This window comes from Knoellia sp. B-D-2 (assembly GCF_057714695.1).
This window is the reverse complement of sequence record NZ_CM173189.1, coordinates 907,506-925,418: the sequence shown is the minus strand read 5'-3', so window position 1 is coordinate 925,418 and position 17,913 is coordinate 907,506. Positions and strand designations below refer to the sequence as shown.

The following is a 17,913-nucleotide window of genomic DNA, read 5'->3' as shown; positions in this document are numbered from 1 at the left end:
TGTGACCACCACGCTCACCCCGATCCTCACCAAGTTCTGGGACGACCCCCAGAGCTGGACCCTCGAGACCTACGAGAAGAACGAGGGCTACCAGGCCTTCAAGAAGGCCCTGGGCATGAAGCCCGAGGACCTCGTCCAGCTCACCAAGGAATCCGGCCTGCGCGGGCGAGGCGGCGCCGGGTTCCCGACCGGCATGAAGTGGGGCTTCCTGCCCCCGCCGGACGGCGGTCCCCGCTACCTCGTCGTCAACGCGGACGAGTCCGAGCCGGGCACGTGCAAGGACATCCCGCTCATGATGGCCGCGCCGCAGTTCCTCATCGAGGGCGTCGCGATCACGTCGTACGCGATCGGGTGCAACCACGCCTTCATCTACATCCGTGGTGAGGTCGTCCACGTCTACCGGCGGCTGCTGCGCGCCGTCGAGGAGGCGTACGCCGCCGGCCACCTCGGCAAGAACATCCACGGCTCGGGGTTCGACCTCGAGGTGACCGTCCACGCCGGTGCCGGCGCCTACATCTGTGGTGAGGAGACGGCGCTGCTCGACAGCCTCGAGGGCCGTCGTGGCCAGCCGCGGCTCAAGCCCCCGTTCCCGGCCGTCGCCGGGCTGTACTCGCGCCCCACGGTCGTCAACAACGTCGAGAGCATCGCGTCGGTGCCGCCGATCCTGCTCCACGGCTCCGAGTGGTTCTCCGACATGGGCACCGAGAAGTCCCAGGGCTTCGGCATCTTCAGCCTCTCGGGCCACGTCAAGAACCCCGGCCAGTACGAGGCGCCGCTCGGCATCACCCTGCGCGAGCTGCTCGACATGGCCGGTGGCATGCGCGACCCCGACAAGCAGCTGAAGTTCTGGACGCCGGGCGGCTCCTCGACACCGCTGTTCACCGCCGAGCACCTCGACACCCCGCTCGACTTCGAGTCGGTCGCCGCGGCCGGCTCGATGCTCGGCACGCGAGCCCTGCAGATCTTCGACGAGACGACCTGTGTCGTGCGCGCCGTCGACCGCTGGACCGACTTCTACAAGCACGAGTCCTGTGGCAAGTGCACCCCGTGCCGTGAGGGCACGTGGTGGCTCAAGCAGATCCTCGGGCGCCTCGAGCACGGCCAGGGGTCCGAGGAGGACCTCGACAAGCTGCTCGACATCTGCGACAACATCCTCGGCCGCGCCTTCTGTGCGCTGGGCGACGGAGCGACGAGCCCGATCACGAGCTCGATCCAGTACTTCCGCGAGGAGTACATCGCGCACCTCACGCAGGGTGCCTGTCCCTTCGACTCCCGCGAGTCGACGCTCTTCCACAAGGACCGCGTGACGGCATGACTGTGATCTCCAAAGAATCCGCCGACAAGTCCGGCGCCGGAGCCGGGGACAAGCCGGCGGTCGAGATGGTGGCGCTCACCATCGACGGCATCGACGTCTCCGTCCCCAAGAACACCCTCGTCATCCGGGCGGCCGAGGAGGTCGGGATCGAGATCCCGCGCTTCTGCGACCACCCGCTGCTCGAGCCGGTCGGCGCCTGCCGCCAGTGCCTCGTCGACGTCTCCACACCCGGCCCGGACGGCACCCTGCGACCCATGCCCAAGCCGCAGGCGTCGTGCACGATGACGGTCTCGCCGGGCATGCAGGTCCAGACCCAGCACACGTCACCCGTGGCGGAGAAGGCCCAGAACGGCATCATGGAGATGCTGCTCATCAACCACCCGCTCGACTGCCCGGTCTGCGACAAGGGTGGCGAGTGCCCCCTGCAGAACCAGGCGATGAGCAACGGCCGCGCGGTCAGCCGCTTCGAGGACGTCAAGCGGACCTACCCCAAGCCGATCAACATCTCCAGCCAGGTCCTCCTCGACCGCGAGCGCTGCGTCCTCTGTGCGCGCTGCACGCGCTTCTCCGACCAGGTCGCCGGCGACCCGTTCATCGCCCTCGTCGAGCGCGGTGCCCTGCAGCAGGTCGGCATCTACGAGGAGAAGCCGTTCGAGTCGTACTTCTCGGGCAACACCGTCCAGATCTGCCCGGTCGGCGCGCTCACCGGGGCGGCCTACCGCTTCCGGGCCCGCCCGTTCGACCTCGTCTCGACGCCGAGCATCTGTGAGCACTGCGCGAGCGGCTGCTCGATGCGCACCGACCACCGTCGCGGCGCGGTCCTGCGCCGCCTCGCGGGGAACGACCCGGCGGTCAACGAGGAGTGGAACTGCGACAAGGGCCGCTGGGCCTTCCAGTACGCCGCCACCCCGGCCCGGCTCCAGCTCCCGATGGTGCGCGAGGACGGCGAGCTCCGTGTCGCCTCCTGGCGTGAGGCCCTCGAGGCCGCCGCCGCAGGCCTGCGCGCCGCGTCCGGGGTCGGTGTCCTCACCGGCGGGCGCGTGTCCGCCGAGGACGCCTACGCGTACTCGAAGTTCGCGCGAGCGGTGCTGGGCACCAACGACATCGACTTCCGGGCTCGCCCGCACTCGGCGGAGGAGGCCGACTTCCTCGCCTCCCGGGTCGTCGCCACCGGCCCCGAGGGCGGCGCGGTCACCTACGCTGATCTCGAGACCGCCAGGACCGTCGTCCTCGCGGGCTTCGAGCCCGAGGACGAGAGCCCGATCGTCTTCCTGCGCCTGCGCAAGGCGTCGCGCAAGAACAGGACGGCGGTGTATGCCGTGTCGCCCGTCGCGACCCGCGGGCTCGAGAAGGTCTCCGGTCGGCTCATCCCCACCGCCCCGGGCACCGAGCCCGAGGTGCTGGACGCGCTCGGCAAGGGCTCGGCCAGCGGCGCTGCCGGTGACGGCCCCGACACCGTCCGCGCGGCCGCCGAGGCGCTGCGCGGTGACGGCGCGATCATCCTCGTCGGCGAGCGGCTCGCGACCGTGCCCGGTGCGCTGAGCGCTGCTGCTCGTCTGGCCGAGACCACCGGGGCCCGCCTCGCGTGGATCCCCCGTCGTGCGGGGGAGCGCGGTGCCCTCGAGGCCGGCGCCCTCCCGACCCTGCTGCCCGGCGGCCGCCCCGTCGCCGACGCCGCGGCCCGGGCCGACGTCGCGTCGGTGTGGCGGGTCGACTCTCTCCCCGAGGCGCCCGGCCGGGACGCGGCCGCGATCCTCGAGGCGGCTCGCTCCGGCGCGATCGGTGCCCTCGTCGTCGGTGGCGTCGACCCCCTCGACCTCGGCCGGGCCGACGCGCTCGCCGCGTTCGAGGCACCCTTCGTCGTCTCCCTCGAGATCCGCGAGTCGGCCGTGACCGCGCTCGCGGACGTCGTCCTGCCGGTCGCCGCGCACGCCGAGAAGTCGGGCGCCTTCGTGGACTGGGAGGGCCGCACGCGCCCCTTCGCTCAGGCCCTCGACACCGGCTTCGTCAGCGACCACCGCGCCCTGCACATGCTCGCCGACGAGATGGGCGAGTTCCTCGGGTGCCGCACCGTCGCCGAGATCCGCTCCGAGATGGAGCGCCTCGGCCCGGGGTCCCAGGGCGGCCGCCTCGCGGCCCCCGACGTCGCCGCCGGTGAGGTCCCGAGCGCCGAGGACGGTCACCTCGTCCTCGCGACCTGGCGCCACCTGCTCGACAAGGGCACGCTCCAGGACGGTGAGCCGTTCCTCGCCGGCACGGCCCCCCGGGCCGCCGCCAAGGTCTCGGCGACGACCGCCGCCTCGATCGGGGTCGCCGACGGCGACTCCGTGACCGTCCGGGCCGGCGACGCCACCGTCACCGTCCCCGTCGACGTCACCGAGATGGCCGACCACGTCGTCTGGCTCCCGACCCACTCCGCGGGCTGTGACCTCCGGGGCACGCTCGCGGACGCCCCGGGCATCCGCGTCTCCGTCACCAAGGTGGACAAGGTGGACACAGCATGAGCACTCTTCTCAGCCTCCAGCACGCGGTCGGGACGTTCGCCGACACCGGACTGACCGGCATACAGGCGCTGGCGACCGAGGGCAAGGACAACCCGCGGGCCGACTTCTCGGACACGCCGTGGTGGCTCTCGCTCGTCAAGGCGCTGATCATCTTCGTCTACCTGCTCGTCTCGACCCTGCTCGTCATCTGGTTCGAGCGCCGCGTCATCGGCCGCATGCAGCAGCGCCCCGGGCCCAACCGCAACGGTCCGTTCGGCCTGCTCCAGACCCTCGCCGACGGCATGAAGTCGATGCTCAAGGAGGACAACACCCCCGCGAAGGCGGACCGGTTCGTCTTCACGCTGGCACCGCTCATCACCGCGACCATGTGCTTCATCGGCTTCGCGATCATCCCGCTCGCCGGCGAGGTGAGCATGTTCGGGCACCGGACGCCGCTCCAGCTCGCCGACTCCTCGATCGCCGTGCTCTTCGTGCTCGCCATCGCCGGCATCGGCATCTACGGCGTCGTCCTCGCCGGCTGGTCGTCGGGCTCGCCGTACCCGCTCATGGGTGGACTGCGATCCTCGGCCCAGATGATCTCCTACGAGATCGCCATGGGCCTCTCGCTCGTCGCCGTCTTCCTCTACAGCGGCTCGATGTCGACCTCGCAGATCGTCGGCGCCCAGGGCAACGTCTGGTACATCATCCCGGCGTTCTTCAGCTTCTTCGTCTACGTCATCACCATGGTCGGCGAGACCAACCGTCTCCCGTTCGACCTCGCCGAGGGCGAGGGAGAGCTCACCGGTGGCTTCCACACCGAGTACGGCTCGATGCGCTTCGCCATGTTCTTCCTCGGCGAGTACATCAACATGTTCACCGTCGCCGCGCTGGCGACGACGATGTTCCTCGGCGGATGGCAGGCACCTCCCGGTATCGCCGCCATCAACGACGGCATGTTCAACGAGGGCTGGTGGGGCCTGCTCTGGTTCACCGTCAAGCTCTGGATGTTCATGTTCGTCTTCGTGTGGCTGCGCGGCTCGCTGCCCCGCACCCGCTACGACCAGTTCATGCGGTTCGGGTGGAAGTTCCTCATCCCCGCCACCCTGGGCTGGGTCGTCCTCGTCGCGTTCTTCCGCGGTGCGCAGAACGGCTGGTTCGGTGACTCGGCGCTCGAGTTCGCGGGCCGCCGCTTCCCGATCTCGTCGCTGGCCATCGTCGGCCTCGTCGCCGTCGGCGCGCTCGCGCTCGGCTGGTGGTGGGACAACCGTGCCCTCGCCAGGGAAGCGGCAGCGTCCGCCGCTCCGCCGGAAGAGATCGACCCGTATGCCGGTGGGTTCGTCGTGCCGCCACTGCCGGGTCAGCGACTGCGCGAGACCGCCCGCGTCGGCGCCCCCGCACTTCCCGAGGCCGAACCCGTGACGCAGTCACCGGTGTCCGCCACCACGCCCGACCCCGACAAGGAGGCCACTCGTGGCTGACGACCAGAAGAAGGGCGGGTTCCTCTCCGACCTCTTCGCCCCCGTGGGTGGGTTCGGGGTGACCTTCGCGACGATGTTCCGCAAGGTCGCCACGACCGAGTACCCCGAGGTGAAGCGCCCCACGGCGCAGCGTTTCCACGGCCGCCACCAGCTCAACCGTCACCCCGACGGGCTGGAGAAGTGCGTCGGCTGTGAGCTGTGTGCATGGGCCTGCCCCGCGGACGCGATCCTCGTCGAGGGTGCCAACAACGACGACAGCGAGGGCGGCGCCGGTCGCTTCTCACCCGGCGAGCGCTACGGCCGCGTCTACCAGATCAACTACCTGCGCTGCATCTTCTGCGGCCTGTGCATCGAGGCCTGCCCGACGCGCGCGCTGACGATGACCAACGAGTACGAGATCGCCGACAACAACCGCGCCGACCTCATCTTCACCAAGGAGCAGCTGCTCGCGCCGCTGCAGGCGGGCATGCTCGCGGCTCCTCACCCGATGGTGGAGGGGCTCGAGGAGCGCGACTACTACCTCGGCTCCGTCTCCGAGGCCACGCCCACCCAGCAGGCCTGGGCCGCCGAGCACCACGTCAAGGCGACCGAGGAGGTCCCGTCATGACCAGCACAGGTGAGGCGGTCCTCTTCTGGATCCTCGCCCCCGTCTGCGTCGTCGGCGCACTGGGCCTGGTCTTCGCCCGCAAGGCCGTCCACGCCGCCCTCGGCATGGCCCTGACGATGATCATGCTCGGCATCTTCTACCTCGCGCAGGGAGCCGACTTCCTCGGCGTCATCCAGATCTTCGTCTACACCGGCGCCGTGATGATGCTCTTCCTCTTCGTCGTCATGCTCGTCGGCGTCGACTCCTCCGACAGCGTCGTCGAGACCCTCAAGGGACAGCGCGCCGCGACCGTGGTGCTCTCCCTCGGCCTCGGCGCCCTCCTCGTCGGCGCCATCGGCCGGGTCACCGTCGGTGACGGACCGGCGAACAAGCTCGACGCGATCAACTCCGAGACCGGCAACGTCTCCGGGGTCGCCGAGCTGATCTTCGGCCGCTACGTGTGGGTCTTCGAGACCACTTCGGCGCTGCTCATCACGGCGGCCCTCGCCGCCATGGTCCTCGCCCACCGCGAGCGCCTCGGCGCCGCGCCGAGCCAGCGCACGTGGAGCGAGCGCCGGATCCGCTCCGGTGAGAACCTCGCCGGGCTGCCCGCCCCGGGCGTCTACGCGCGCCACAACGCGGTCGACACCCCCGCCCTGCTCCCGGACGGCTCGCCGAGCGAGCTGTCGGTCTCGAGGGTCCTCACCGCCCGCGGCCAGGTGGCCTCCGCGACACCGTGGGTCGAGGCCTCCGACGAGATGGAGCGCGACATCGCCGCCGACGACGTGCCCGGCCGGCTCCCGCAGCCCGGGAGCCCGGTCACCAGGGAGGACCAGCCGTGAACCTGATGAACTACGTCTACCTCGCGACGCTGCTCTTCGTCATCGGTGGCGCGACGGTCCTCACGAGGCGCAACGCCATCGTGGTCTTCATGGGTGTCGAGCTCATGCTCAACGCCGCGAACCTCGTGTTCGTCACCTTCGCGCGCATGCACGGCACCCTCGACGGCCAGGTGATCGCGTTGTTCGTCATGGTCGTCGCGGCGGCGGAGGTCGTCGTCGGCCTGGCCATCATCATGATGATCTTCCGCTCCCGCCGGTCGGCCTCGGTCGACGACGCCAACTTGCTGAAGCTCTGAAGGGGCCGCACTCGTGAACTCACTCGTACAGCTCGCCGTGGAAGGCGAGGTGGCCACGGCCACTGGCGTCACGGCATACGCCTGGCTCCTCGTCGGGCTGCCCCTGCTGGGAGCCGCACTGCTCCTCTTCGGGGGCCGCGCCACGAACGCCTGGGGCCACCTCCTCGCCACCGCGCTCTCGTGGGCCAGCTTCGTGCTCGGCTTCCTCATCGTCCTCGCGATGGCGGGGCGGGGCACCGAGGAGCGTGCGGCCCACGTCGGCGGCTGGGACTGGGTCCCCGCGGGGCAGTTCCAGCTCGAGACGGGGCTGCTCGTCGACCAGCTGTCGATCGCCTTCGTCCTGCTCATCACGTTCGTCGGCTCGCTCATCCACGTGTACTCGATCGGCTACATGGAGCACGACGCCGACCGGCGCAAGTTCTTCGCCTACCTCAACCTCTTCGTCGCGTCGATGCTGCTGCTCGTGCTCGCGGACTCCTACCTGCTGCTGTTCGTCGGCTGGGAGGGTGTGGGACTCGCCTCGTACCTGCTCATCGGGTTCTGGAACCACAACCCGGCGTACGCGACCGCGGCCAACAAGGCCTTCTTCGTCAACCGGGTCGGCGACGTCGGCATGTCCGTGGCGATCATGGTCATGTTCTTCACCTTCGGCGCGGTCGACTTCGAGACCGTCCACGCCGGTGCCGCCGAGGCCGGGTCGACGGCGATGACCGTCCTCGGCCTGCTCCTGCTGCTCGGGGCGTGCGCCAAGTCGGCGCAGTTCCCGCTGCAGTCGTGGCTCGGCGACGCCATGGCCGGTCCGACCCCGGTGTCCGCGCTCATCCACGCGGCGACGATGGTCACCGCCGGCGTCTACCTCATCGTCCGCTCGCACACGATCTTCAACGCGGCCCCGAACGCGCAGCTCGCCGTCGCCGTCGTCGGCGCGATCACGCTGCTCTACGGCGCCATCGTCGGCTGCGCCAAGGACGACATCAAGAAGGCGCTGGCCGCCTCGACGATGAGCCAGATCGGCTACATGATGCTCGCCGCGGGTCTCGGCCCGGTCGGCTACGCCTTCGCGATCTTCCACCTCGTCACCCACGGCTTCTTCAAGGCCGGGATGTTCCTCGGCGCCGGCTCGGTCATGCACGGCATGAACGACCAGGTGAACATGCGCCGGTTCGGTGGCCTGTCGACCGCGATGAAGATCACCTGGGTCACGTTCGGCCTCGGCTGGCTCGCGATCCTCGGAGTCCCGCCCTTCTCCGGGTTCTGGTCCAAGGACAAGATCATCGAGTCCGCGTTCATCGGTGAGGGCTGGCAGCCGTGGGTCTTCGGCTTCGTCGCGCTCATCGGCGCCGGCATCACCGCCTTCTACATGTCGCGCCTGTTCTTCATGACCTTCCACGGCAAGAAGCGCTGGGTCGACGCCCGCGAGGGAGAGCCGGAGTACCACCCGCACGAGTCGCCGCTGACGATGACCGTGCCGATGATCGTCCTCGCCGTCGGCTCCGGCGTGCTCGGCCTCGCCCTCTCCTGGGGCGGCATGTTCTCGCACTGGCTCGAGCCGGTCGTGGGGGAGCACGGTGAGGAGCACCCCGTCCTCGCGGTGCCCGTCATCATGGGGCTGACCCTGCTTCTCGTCGCCGGTGGGGCGGCCTACGCCTGGATGCTCTACTGGCGTGACACGGTGCCGGAGACGGCCCCGCGTGGCTCGCTCCTCACCCAGGCGGCTCGCGCCGACCTCTACCAGGACGCCATCAACGAGGGCCTGTTCATGCGGCCCGGCACCCACCTCACCCGCGCGCTCGTCTTCACCGACGGCAAGGGTGTCGACGGTGTCACCGGCTCGCTCGCCGCCTCCATCGGCGGGGCGTCCTCACGGCTGCGCCGCCTGCAGACCGGCTACGCCCGGTCCTATGCCCTGACGATGCTCACCGGCGTCGTCGTCGTCCTCGGAGCCCTGTGGGTGATGAACTGATGTCCGGCTTCCCCCTGCTCACGGTCATGATGGTCGTGCCGCTCGTCGGCGCGGCGATCGTCGCGCTGCTGCCGGGCGGGTCCGCGCGACTGGCCAAGCCGATCGCGCTGGCCACCTCGCTCGTCACCCTCGCGCTGGCCCTGCTCGCGTGGGCCCGCTTCGACGGCGGCGGCTCGGCGGAGCGCTACCAGCTGGCCGAGACGCACTCGTGGATCCCCCAGTTCGGGGTCTCCTACGCCCTCGGCGTCGACGGCATCGCGCTCTCCCTCATCGTCATGGCGACGATCCTCACGCCGGTGTGCCTGCTCGCCGCGTGGAACGACCTCGGTGAGGACGCCGAGCCGCAGCGCGAGAAGACCTACTTCGCGCTCATGCTCGTGCTGCTCACCTTCATGGTGGGCGTCTTCGCGGCGCGCGACGTCTTCCTCTTCTACGTCTTCTTCGAGGCCATGCTCATCCCGGTGTACTTCCTCATCGGGCTGTTCGGTGGCCCGCGGAGGCAGTACGCCGCGGTGAAGTTCATCCTCTTCTCGCTCGTCGGCGGGCTCATCATGCTCGTCGCCGTCATCGCCCTGTACTTCAACGGGCCCGGCGGTGAGCAGGGCTTCCTCTACGAGGCTCTCGAGGGTGGCGTGACCGCGTCCACCACCACGCAGCGCTGGCTGTTCGTCGGCTTCTTCATCGCCTTCGCGATCAAGGCGCCGATGTGGCCGGTCCACACGTGGCTGCCCGACGCGGCCTCCGAGTCGCGTCCGGCCACGGCCGTCCTCCTCGTCGGCGTGCTCGACAAGGTCGGCACCTTCGGGATGCTGCGCTTCTGCCTCGGCATGTTCCCCGAGGCCTCCAAGTGGGCCACCCCGGTGGTCATCACGCTCGCCGTCATCTCGGTGATCTACGGAGGCCTGCTCGCGATCGGCTCCCGCGACATCATGCGGCTCATCGCGTTCACCTCGATCAGCCACTTCGGGCTCATCGTCCTCGGCATCTTCGCGATGACGTCGACGGCCGGGTCCGGGTCGGCGCTCTACATGATCAACCACGGGTTCGCGACGGCCGGGCTGTTCCTCATCGCCGGCTTCCTCATCACGCGCCACGGCTCGCAGCGGATCGCCGACTACGGCGGCTGGCAGCGGGTCACGCCCCTCCTCGCCGGGACCTTCCTCGTCTCCGGGCTGTCGTCGCTGGCCCTGCCCGGGCTGTCGTCCTACGTCTCCGAGTTCCTCGTGCTCACCGGGACGTTCCAGCGCTACGAGGTGGCGGCCGTCATCGCGACGCTCGGCATCGTGCTCGCCGCGCTCTACATCCTGCTCACCTACCAGCGGGTCTTCACCGGGCCGCGCCCGGTGTTCCTCGAGGGGCGCGAGCCGCGTGACCTGGGCCTGCGCGAGAAGGTCGTCGTCGTCCCGATCATCGCCTCGTTCCTCCTGCTCGGGGCCTACCCGAAGCCGGTCCTCGACCTCGTGAACCCCGCCGTGAAGCAGACCCTCGACCTCGTCGGCGTCACTGACCCGGCGCCGACCAACGCCTCCGGGAGTGCCCAGTGACCGCCCTCATGCCCACGGCCTTCGAGGCCGTGACGGTCGACTACGCCGCCGTGGCGCCGATGCTCATCATCGTGGGCGCCGCGCTCGTCGGGGTGCTCGTCGAGGCGTTCGCGCCGCGGCTCCAGCGCCACGCGATCCAGGTGGGGCTGGCGCTCGTCGCGCTGGTCGCGTCGTTCGCTGTCCTCGCGCTGGTCTCCGTCGACCACCACACCGTGACGGCCGGTGGCTCCATCGCCATCGACGGCCCGGCCCTGTTCCTCCAGGGTGGCCTGCTGATCTTCGGGATCCTCGGCGTCCTCACGATGTCGGAGCGCTTCGGTGGCCGGTCCGCCGACGCCTTCACGCCCATGGGTGCGGCGACTCCGGGGTCGCCGGCCGAGTCCGCCGCCGACCGTGCCGGGTACGCCACGTCGGAGGCGTTCCCGCTGACGATGTTCGCGGTCTTCGGCATGCTCATGTTCGTCGCGGCCAACGACCTCATCACGATGTTCGTCGCCCTCGAGGTCCTCTCGCTCCCGCTGTACGTCCTCACCGGCCTGGCGCGCCGCCGCCGCCTGCTCTCGCAGGAGGCGTCGCTGAAGTACTTCATCCTCGGCGCCTTTTCGTCGGCGTTCTTCCTCTTCGGTGCCGCCCTGCTCTACGGGTATGCCGGTTCGTCCGACCTCGCGGACATCGCCACCGCGATCACGACGGCCAACAGCGCCTACGAGGGGCTGCTGCTCCCCGGCGTCGTCCTCGTCCTCATCGGTCTGCTCTTCAAGATCGGTGCCGTGCCGTTCCACTCGTGGACCCCGGACGCCTACCAGGGTGCGCCGAGCCCGGTCACCGGCTTCATGGCCGCCGCCACCAAGCTCGCGGCCTTCGGTGCGATCCTGCGCTTCACCTACGTCGGCGTCGAGTCCTCGCGTCTCGAGTGGCGCCTCGGCGTCGCCGCCATCGCCGTGCTGACGATGGTCGTGGGCGCGGTCCTGTCCGTGACCCAGACCGACATCAAGCGGCTGCTCGCGTACTCGTCGGTGGCGCACGCGGGCTTCATCCTCGTCGGCGTCCTCGCCTTCGACGTCACCGGCGTCTCCGGCGTGATGTTCTACCTCCTCGCCTACGGCCTGGCCACGATCGCGGCCTTCGCCATCGTCGCCCTCGTCCGCTCCGGCGGGTCCGAGGCGACGCACCTGTCGCAGTGGGCCGGCCTCGGGCGCAACCACCCGGTCGTCGCCGGGATCTTCGCGCTGCTGCTCCTCGCCTTCGCCGGCATCCCGCTGACGTCCGGGTTTACCGCGAAGTTCGCCGCGTTCGCCCCGGCGATCGCCCACGGCGGGCTGGCCGGCGTCGTCATGGTCGTCGTCGGAGTGCTCGCGTCCGCGGTCACGGCGTTCGTCTACTTCCGACTCATCGTCCTCATGTACTTCACCGAGCCGACCGGCGACGAGGTCGTCGCGCTCACGCCGTCCATCGCCTCGACGATCGCCATCACCGTCGGAGCCCTCGGCACCGTCATCCTCGGCGTCGTCCCGGGCCCGATCCTCGACCTCGCCGGTCGGGTGTCGCAGTTCATCCAGTGACCCTCGCCCTGCCCGAGGTGTCGGACGGTCTGCGGCAGCGGCTCACCGACGGTCTGTCCCGCGTCGAGTCGCTCATCGAGGAGCGGATCGACCACGAGGACCCGTTCATCGCCGAGGCCAACGTCCACCTGCTGCGCGCGGGCGGCAAGCGGTTCCGGCCCATGCTGACGATCCTCGCGTCCGAGCTCGGGGAGGGCGTCGACGACTCGGTGGTGGCCGCCGCCGCGGCGGTCGAGCTGACCCACCTCGCCTCGCTCTACCACGACGACGTCATGGACGAGGCGGACCTGCGCCGCGGGACGCCCACGGCCAACACGGCATACGGCAACTCCACGGCCATCCTCGTCGGTGACCTGCTCTTCGGTCACGCGTCCGCGCTCGTCGCGGACCTCGGCCCGGTGGCGGTGCGCATCCAGGCCGAGACCTTCATCCGCCTGTGCACGGGGCAGATCCGCGACGAGCGACAGGCACCCGAGGGGACCCCCGCCGACGAGCACTACCTGCGCGTCCTCCAGGACAAGACGGGGGTGCTCATCGCCACCGCCGCCCGGTACGGCGCCATGTTCTCCGGGTGCCCCGACGACGTCGTCGAGACGATGCGGGTCTATGGAGAGCGGCTCGGCATGGCGTTCCAGCTCGCCGACGACCTCATCGACATCGAGTCCTCGGAGGAGGAGCTGGGCAAGACCCCCGGCACCGACCTTCGCGAGGGCAAGCGGACGCTGGCGGTCCTCCACGCCCTGGCCTCCTCCGACCCCGCGGACGAGCGGCTCCGCTCGCTGCTGCGCTCGGACCTGTCGGGTGACGCCGAGCTCGCGGAGGCGCTCGGCCTGCTGCGTGCCCACCCGGCGCTCGAGCAGGCGCGCGCCGAGACCCGAGCCGTCGGCGTGCAGGCCCAGGAGGCGCTCGCCCCCCTGCCCGACAGCGAGGCCAAGACGGCCCTGCTCGCCCTCGCCACCTCGGTCACCGACCGCACCTCCTGACCCGGACGTCGGGCTCGGAGTCGGCTCAGCGGGGGCACCGTGGCAGCCGAAGGTACTGCTGGCACTCGTCGTCGGTGAGGGACCGGGTGACCCGGGTGCGGGCCAGGGCGGTCAGCTCCCCGACCCGGAGCGGGTGCAGGGCCACCGTGCCGTCGATGCTGGCGGTGGCGAGGAGGCGCCCGTCGGGGCTGAACCGGACCCGGTAGACGCTCTTGGTGTGGCCGACGAAGGTGATCCGCTCGCGGCCGGTGGCCGCATCCCAGAGCCGGGCGGTGCCGTCGGCGCTTCCGGTGGCGATGGTCCGGTGGTCAGGGCTGACGGCCAGTCCGAGGATCGCCCCGTTGTGCCCGCGGAGCGTGCGCAGCTCCTGTCCACTCGTCACCTCCCAGAGGGTGGCGACGCTCTGGTCGTCGCCGAACGAGGCGATGGTCCGGTCGTCGACGAACGCGAAGCCGAGGACCCGGCCCACGCGTGACCCGAGGACCCGCGTGCGGGCCCAGTCGTCCGTCGCGAACACCGCCATGAGGCCGTTGGCGTCCGGGCCGGCGACGAGCGTGCGGCCGTCGGGGCTGAACGACATGGCCGACGCGTCCGCACCGACCTCGATCGTGCGCAGCGCCCCGCCGGTCGCGGCGTCCCAGATCCGCAGGGTTCCGTCGGCGCTGCTCGTGACGAGGCGCCGGCCGTCGGGGCTGTGCACGACGTTGGAGACTTCGCCCGTGTGGCCCCTCAACGTCATGACGAGCTGGCCGGTGTCGGTGTCCCAGATGGGCACGGTGTGGTTGACGGGGTCCGTGCTGACGGCGGATCCCGCGGACCCGGCGAGCCGCGAGCCGTCCGGGCTGAAGGACAGCTGGCTCAGGGTCGCGGCGTTCCCGCCGAGGACGCGTTCGACCCTGCCGGTGTCGCTGTCGTGGAGGGTGGCGCCGTACGCGGACCCGGCCACCGCGAGCAGGTCGGCGCGCGGGTGGAAGGCGAGGCCCCCGTAGTGACGGACGGACCCCGCCACCGTCGCCCAGTCCCGCGCACCTCCGACGCTGAGGTCCCACATCCGGGTGGTGTCGTCGCCCCCCGAGGTGAGCAGCCGGGAGCCGTCGCCACCGAAGGCCACCGACGTGACCACACCCTGGTGCCCCGCCAGCGACTCGAGGAGGACGCCGGACGCCGAGTCCCAGACCCGCACCCCGCCGTCGGTCGCCCCGGTCGCGACCCGTGAGCCGTCAGGGCTCCAACCCACGGCGTACACGTCACCCTTGTGGTCGGCGAGGCTGGTGACGAGAGCGCCGGTCGCGGCGGTCCAGATCTTCGCGGTCCCGTCGATGCTCGCGGTCGCCACCCGCCCACCGCGGGGGTCGAACGCCAGGTCCATGACCGGCCACTCGTGGCCCACGAGGCGGCTGACGAGGCGCCCCGTCCGCACGTCCCAGACGACGGCCGTGGCACCCGCCTGGCCGGCGGCCAGAAGGGTGCCGTCCCGGCTGAACGCCAGACCGTGCGAGCGGGACCCGGAGGTGCTCTCACCGGGCGGGTCGGCGAGCACCCACTCCTCCCCGCCGGTGCGGAGCCGCCACACGTGGACGCGACCGTCCGTGCCGGAGGCCGCGAGGCGCTCCCCGTTGGGGCCGAAGGCCACGCGCTCCGCACCCGTGGGCACGCGGTAGGTCGACAGCGCCGCGCCGTCCTCGCTGTCCCACAGCCGGACCGTACCGTCGACGCCGGCGGTGGCGAACGTGGTGCCGGTCGGGGCGAAGGCGACATCGTTGACCGCCCCCACGTGCCCCGCCACGTCGTACAGCCGCCTGCCGTCCTCGGCGGCCCACACGGTCGCACCGCCCTCCCGGCCCAGTGTGGCGAAGCGGACCCCGGCGGGCCCCAGCGCGGCGCCGCCGCCGTCGGCGACCGTGAGGACGAGCCGAGACCGCCAGAGGGCCCGGTGCAGGGCCTCGGTGACCTCTCGGGCCGAGGACTCGTCGACCCCACGGGTCGTCTCCATCCCCTCGAGGGCGAGCAGGATGCTCCGCTCCGGGTCGACCTCGAGGTTGGCGACCGAGGCGGCCGCGAGCTCCCGGCCCGTGGCGATGCGCGCCTCGAGGGCGCTGCGGCGCTGGTTCTGCAGGGTGAGCCCGGCCAGGACCGCGGCGACGACGGTCAGGAGCCCGAACACGACCACGGCCCCCTGCAGCAGACGCTTCGAGCGACGCTCGGCCTGGACCTCCCGCGCCACGCGCGCCTCCTCGGCATCCGCGAGGGCGGCCTGCCGGCGCAGGCTCGTGTCCAGGTAGGCGCGCTCGTCCGACGTGAGGGCGATGCCGGACCGGTCCGCCCACGCCTCGACCCGGGCGAGGCGGTCTCCCAGCAGGAGCGTGCTCTCGTCCCGGTCCGCCTCGATCCACTCGGCGGTGGCCGAGGCGATGCGGCGCTCGAGCTCGACGTCCTCGCGGGCCGCCTCGAGCCATCCGCGCAACCGGCCCCACTGGGTGAGCAGGGCCTCATGGGCGACCTCGACCGTGGGTCGCCCGCTCGACGCGTCCCGGTCGAACGCAAGCAGGCGGCGGGCCCCGAAGGACTCGATGACCGTCGCCACCGCGACCGGGTCGAGCCCCAGGGTCTCGAGCTCGGAGCGCAGCACCCTCCTGCGTGAGTGCCCCGTCCCGACGTCGCCCAGGGTCACCAGCCGCAGGAAGAGCTGCCGGGCCACCGCTCGGGCCGTCTCGTCGAGCCGGCCGTAGGTCTCCTCCGCGCCGCGGGTGAGCGCGCCCGCGAGACCCCCGAGGTCGCGGAAGGCGCGCGAGGTGAGGATCCCGTCGTCCCGGTTCTCGAACGTCTCCCTCAGGGCGTACTGGAGCAGCGGCAGGGCGGCGGGCTGGCTCGAGAACTCGAGGACGATGTCGGTCAGCAGGGTCCTGTCCAGGCGCACCCCGACCCGTTCGGCCGGCTGGGCGACGGCCCGTTGGAGCTCCTCGACGGAGAACGGGGGCAGCGCCTCCGTGCGCTCGGCGATGAGGTCGCCGAAGCCGGGCAGGGCCAGCGGGCGGTCGTAGAAGTCGGCCCGCAGGGTCACGACGACGCGGACCCGGCCGCCCGGGGCGGTGACCGCCTCCTCGACGGCCGCGAGGAACCGGGCGCGGTCCCGATCCTCCGTCACCAGGGTGAAGACCTCCTCGAACTGGTCGACGACGACGAGCAGCTCGGCGCCGCCGTCGGGGAGGACGGTGTCGACCGCGCCCATGAAGCCGCTGTCGCCGTCGAGTCGCGCGCGGAGGTCGGGCGGGCAGGCGCACTCCCGGGCGAGCGCGCCCGCCAGCTCGTCGAACGGGTCGAAGCCCGGCCGCATGAGCGCGATGACCCAACGGTCGGAGCCCGGAAGGGCGCCGTTCCGCAGGGCCGGCACGAGTCCCGCGGCCACGACCGACGACTTGCCGCTGCCGGACGGACCGACGACGGCGAGGAAGCGTGAGCCGGGGGCCTGCTCGGCGAGCCGGCCGACGAGGCGCTCGACGACGCGCTCACGACCGAAGAAGTGCTCGGTGTCCGACTCGAGGAACGGCCGCAGGCCCATGTAGGGGTTGGGCGGCGCGGCCCGCGTCGGAGTGACGACGACGAGGGCCTCGTCCTGGGCCAGCATCCGCTGGTGGAGCAGGACGAGCTCGGGGGACGGGCTGATCCCGAGGTCGTCGCGCAGCACCTCGGCCGCCCTCCGGAACGCGGCCAGGGCCTCGGCCTGGCGCCCACAGCCGTAGAGGGCCGTCATGTGCTGGGCGACGAGCCGCTCCCTCAGGGGGTGCTCGGACACGAGCAGCTCGAGCTCGGGCACGAGCAGGGCGTGGTGGCCCAGGTCGAGCTCGACGGTGATGAGCTCCTCGGTCGCCGCCATCCGCATCGCCTCGAGGTGGGCGACCTCGGGCTGGAGGGCGGTGAGGCCAGCGAGGTCCTCGAGGGCCGGACCGCGCCAGAGGGCCAGGGCCTCGCGCAGCACCCGGACGGCACCCGCCGTGTCGGTCGGGACGAGCCCCCGCCCCTCCTGCACGAGCTGCGTGAACCGCTGCAGGTCGACGGTGCCGGGGTCCACGACGAGGAGGTAACCCGGTGGGCGGTGCGCGATCCGGTCGCCACCGACGATCTTGCGCAGGTGGCGGACGTAGGTCTGCAGGGTGTTGCGTGCGGTCTCGGGGGGTTCCTCGGCCCACACCGTGTCGATGAGGCGCTCGACGGACACGACCTCCCCGGCGTGCAGGGCCAGCAGGGCGAGGACGGCGCGCTGCTTCGGGCCACCGAGGGGCAGCGACAGTCCGTCAGTGGTCACCTCAAGGGGACCGAGGAGCCTGAACTCCATCTTGGGACCGTAGCGCTGTGGGACCCGCCCGCGCTGCCATTTTTTCGGCTTCCAGCGCTTCTCCAGCGGCAGCACGCCGCTCTTCCACCGCCCCGGGCCACGGTGGAGCCTGACCACCGGTTCAACGGGACCACGACGCACCGTCCGGTCCTCCACCACCAGCCGAAGGAGCAGGGGTCATGTCTCACCGAACCAGCATTCGTCGGACGGCCGCGATCGTCGGGACCTCCGGCATCATCGCCCTCTCGATGGCGGCTCCCGCCAGTGCCCGTCAGGACCCGGGCGCGGGGAACCAGCAGGAATGGAGCTGCCGCTCCCTCTGCTACGAGGGTGGCACCACGGGAAGCAACGTCACGGGCGCGATCACCGCCGACGACGGGGCGATCGAGATCGTGCAGCTCGGCGCCGGCGTGCTCGCCGGGGTCGCCCTGGCGGGCGCGGGACTCGCGGTGGCCACGCGCCGCCGGCACGCCCACGCCGTGCACCCGGCCTGACCGGGACGTCCCGAGGAACGACGGAGCCGAGGTG

General features: G+C 71.3%; 12 protein-coding genes. 11 read left to right on the top strand and 1 reads right to left on the bottom strand.

What is annotated here, in order from left to right:
* The first annotated feature begins 1 nt into the window (after position 1).
* The 10 genes from nuoF to AC3EU2_RS04365 are packed head-to-tail and all read left to right on the top strand — an operon-like array spanning position 2 to position 13,052.
* The gene (gene nuoF / locus AC3EU2_RS04410) at positions 2 to 1,315 is read left to right on the top strand and encodes an NADH-quinone oxidoreductase subunit NuoF (protein WP_488179436.1); all 1,314 of its coding nucleotides are present in this window, start codon (positions 2 to 4) and stop codon (positions 1,313 to 1,315) included.
* Positions 1,312 to 3,819, top strand: a complete 2,508-nt coding sequence (locus tag AC3EU2_RS04405) for an NADH-quinone oxidoreductase subunit G (protein ID WP_488178508.1) — start codon at positions 1,312 to 1,314, stop codon at positions 3,817 to 3,819. Before nuoF ends, AC3EU2_RS04405 begins: the two co-directional genes overlap by 4 nt.
* Complete coding sequence (nuoH, locus tag AC3EU2_RS04400; RefSeq protein WP_488178507.1) at positions 3,816 to 5,276, top strand: NADH-quinone oxidoreductase subunit NuoH; 1,461 nt, start codon at positions 3,816 to 3,818, stop codon at positions 5,274 to 5,276. Before AC3EU2_RS04405 ends, nuoH begins: the two co-directional genes overlap by 4 nt.
* Positions 5,269 to 5,883, top strand: coding sequence for an NADH-quinone oxidoreductase subunit NuoI (nuoI, locus tag AC3EU2_RS04395; protein WP_488178506.1), 615 nt, complete (start codon positions 5,269 to 5,271; stop codon positions 5,881 to 5,883). Before nuoH ends, nuoI begins: the two co-directional genes overlap by 8 nt.
* Positions 5,880 to 6,704, top strand: a complete 825-nt coding sequence (locus tag AC3EU2_RS04390) for an NADH-quinone oxidoreductase subunit J (protein ID WP_488178505.1) — start codon at positions 5,880 to 5,882, stop codon at positions 6,702 to 6,704. Before nuoI ends, AC3EU2_RS04390 begins: the two co-directional genes overlap by 4 nt.
* A complete protein-coding gene (gene nuoK, locus AC3EU2_RS04385) occupies positions 6,701 to 7,000 on the top strand; it encodes an NADH-quinone oxidoreductase subunit NuoK (protein ID WP_035931569.1) in 300 nt (99 codons plus the stop codon). Before AC3EU2_RS04390 ends, nuoK begins: the two co-directional genes overlap by 4 nt.
* A gap of 13 nt (positions 7,001 to 7,013) precedes the next feature.
* Positions 7,014 to 8,963 carry an NADH-quinone oxidoreductase subunit L gene (nuoL, locus tag AC3EU2_RS04380; protein WP_488178504.1) on the top strand — a complete coding sequence of 650 codons (1,950 nt, stop codon included), beginning with the start codon at positions 7,014 to 7,016 and terminating at the stop codon, positions 8,961 to 8,963.
* The gene (locus tag AC3EU2_RS04375) at positions 8,963 to 10,507 is read left to right on the top strand and encodes an NADH-quinone oxidoreductase subunit M (RefSeq protein ID WP_488178503.1); all 1,545 of its coding nucleotides are present in this window, start codon (positions 8,963 to 8,965) and stop codon (positions 10,505 to 10,507) included. Before nuoL ends, AC3EU2_RS04375 begins: the two co-directional genes overlap by 1 nt.
* 8 nt (positions 10,508 to 10,515) lie before the next feature.
* Complete coding sequence (nuoN, locus tag AC3EU2_RS04370; RefSeq protein ID WP_488179435.1) at positions 10,516 to 12,069, top strand: NADH-quinone oxidoreductase subunit NuoN; 1,554 nt, start codon at positions 10,516 to 10,518, stop codon at positions 12,067 to 12,069.
* Positions 12,066 to 13,052 (top strand): polyprenyl synthetase family protein, encoded by a 987-nt coding sequence (locus AC3EU2_RS04365; protein WP_488178502.1) that lies wholly within the window; start codon positions 12,066 to 12,068, stop codon positions 13,050 to 13,052. Before nuoN ends, AC3EU2_RS04365 begins: the two co-directional genes overlap by 4 nt.
* 25 nt (positions 13,053 to 13,077) lie before the next feature.
* Here AC3EU2_RS04365 and AC3EU2_RS04360 read toward each other — a convergent pair whose 3' ends face one another.
* Entirely contained in the window at positions 13,078 to 17,385 is a 4,308-nt protein-coding gene (locus AC3EU2_RS04360; protein ID WP_488178501.1) for an nSTAND1 domain-containing NTPase, read from the bottom strand.
* A 179-nt stretch (positions 17,386 to 17,564) separates the two neighbouring features.
* Between AC3EU2_RS04360 and AC3EU2_RS04355 the strand changes: the two genes are divergently transcribed.
* The gene (locus AC3EU2_RS04355) at positions 17,565 to 17,879 is read left to right on the top strand and encodes a hypothetical protein (RefSeq protein WP_488178500.1); all 315 of its coding nucleotides are present in this window, start codon (positions 17,565 to 17,567) and stop codon (positions 17,877 to 17,879) included.
* Positions 17,880 to 17,913 lie beyond the last annotated feature (34 nt).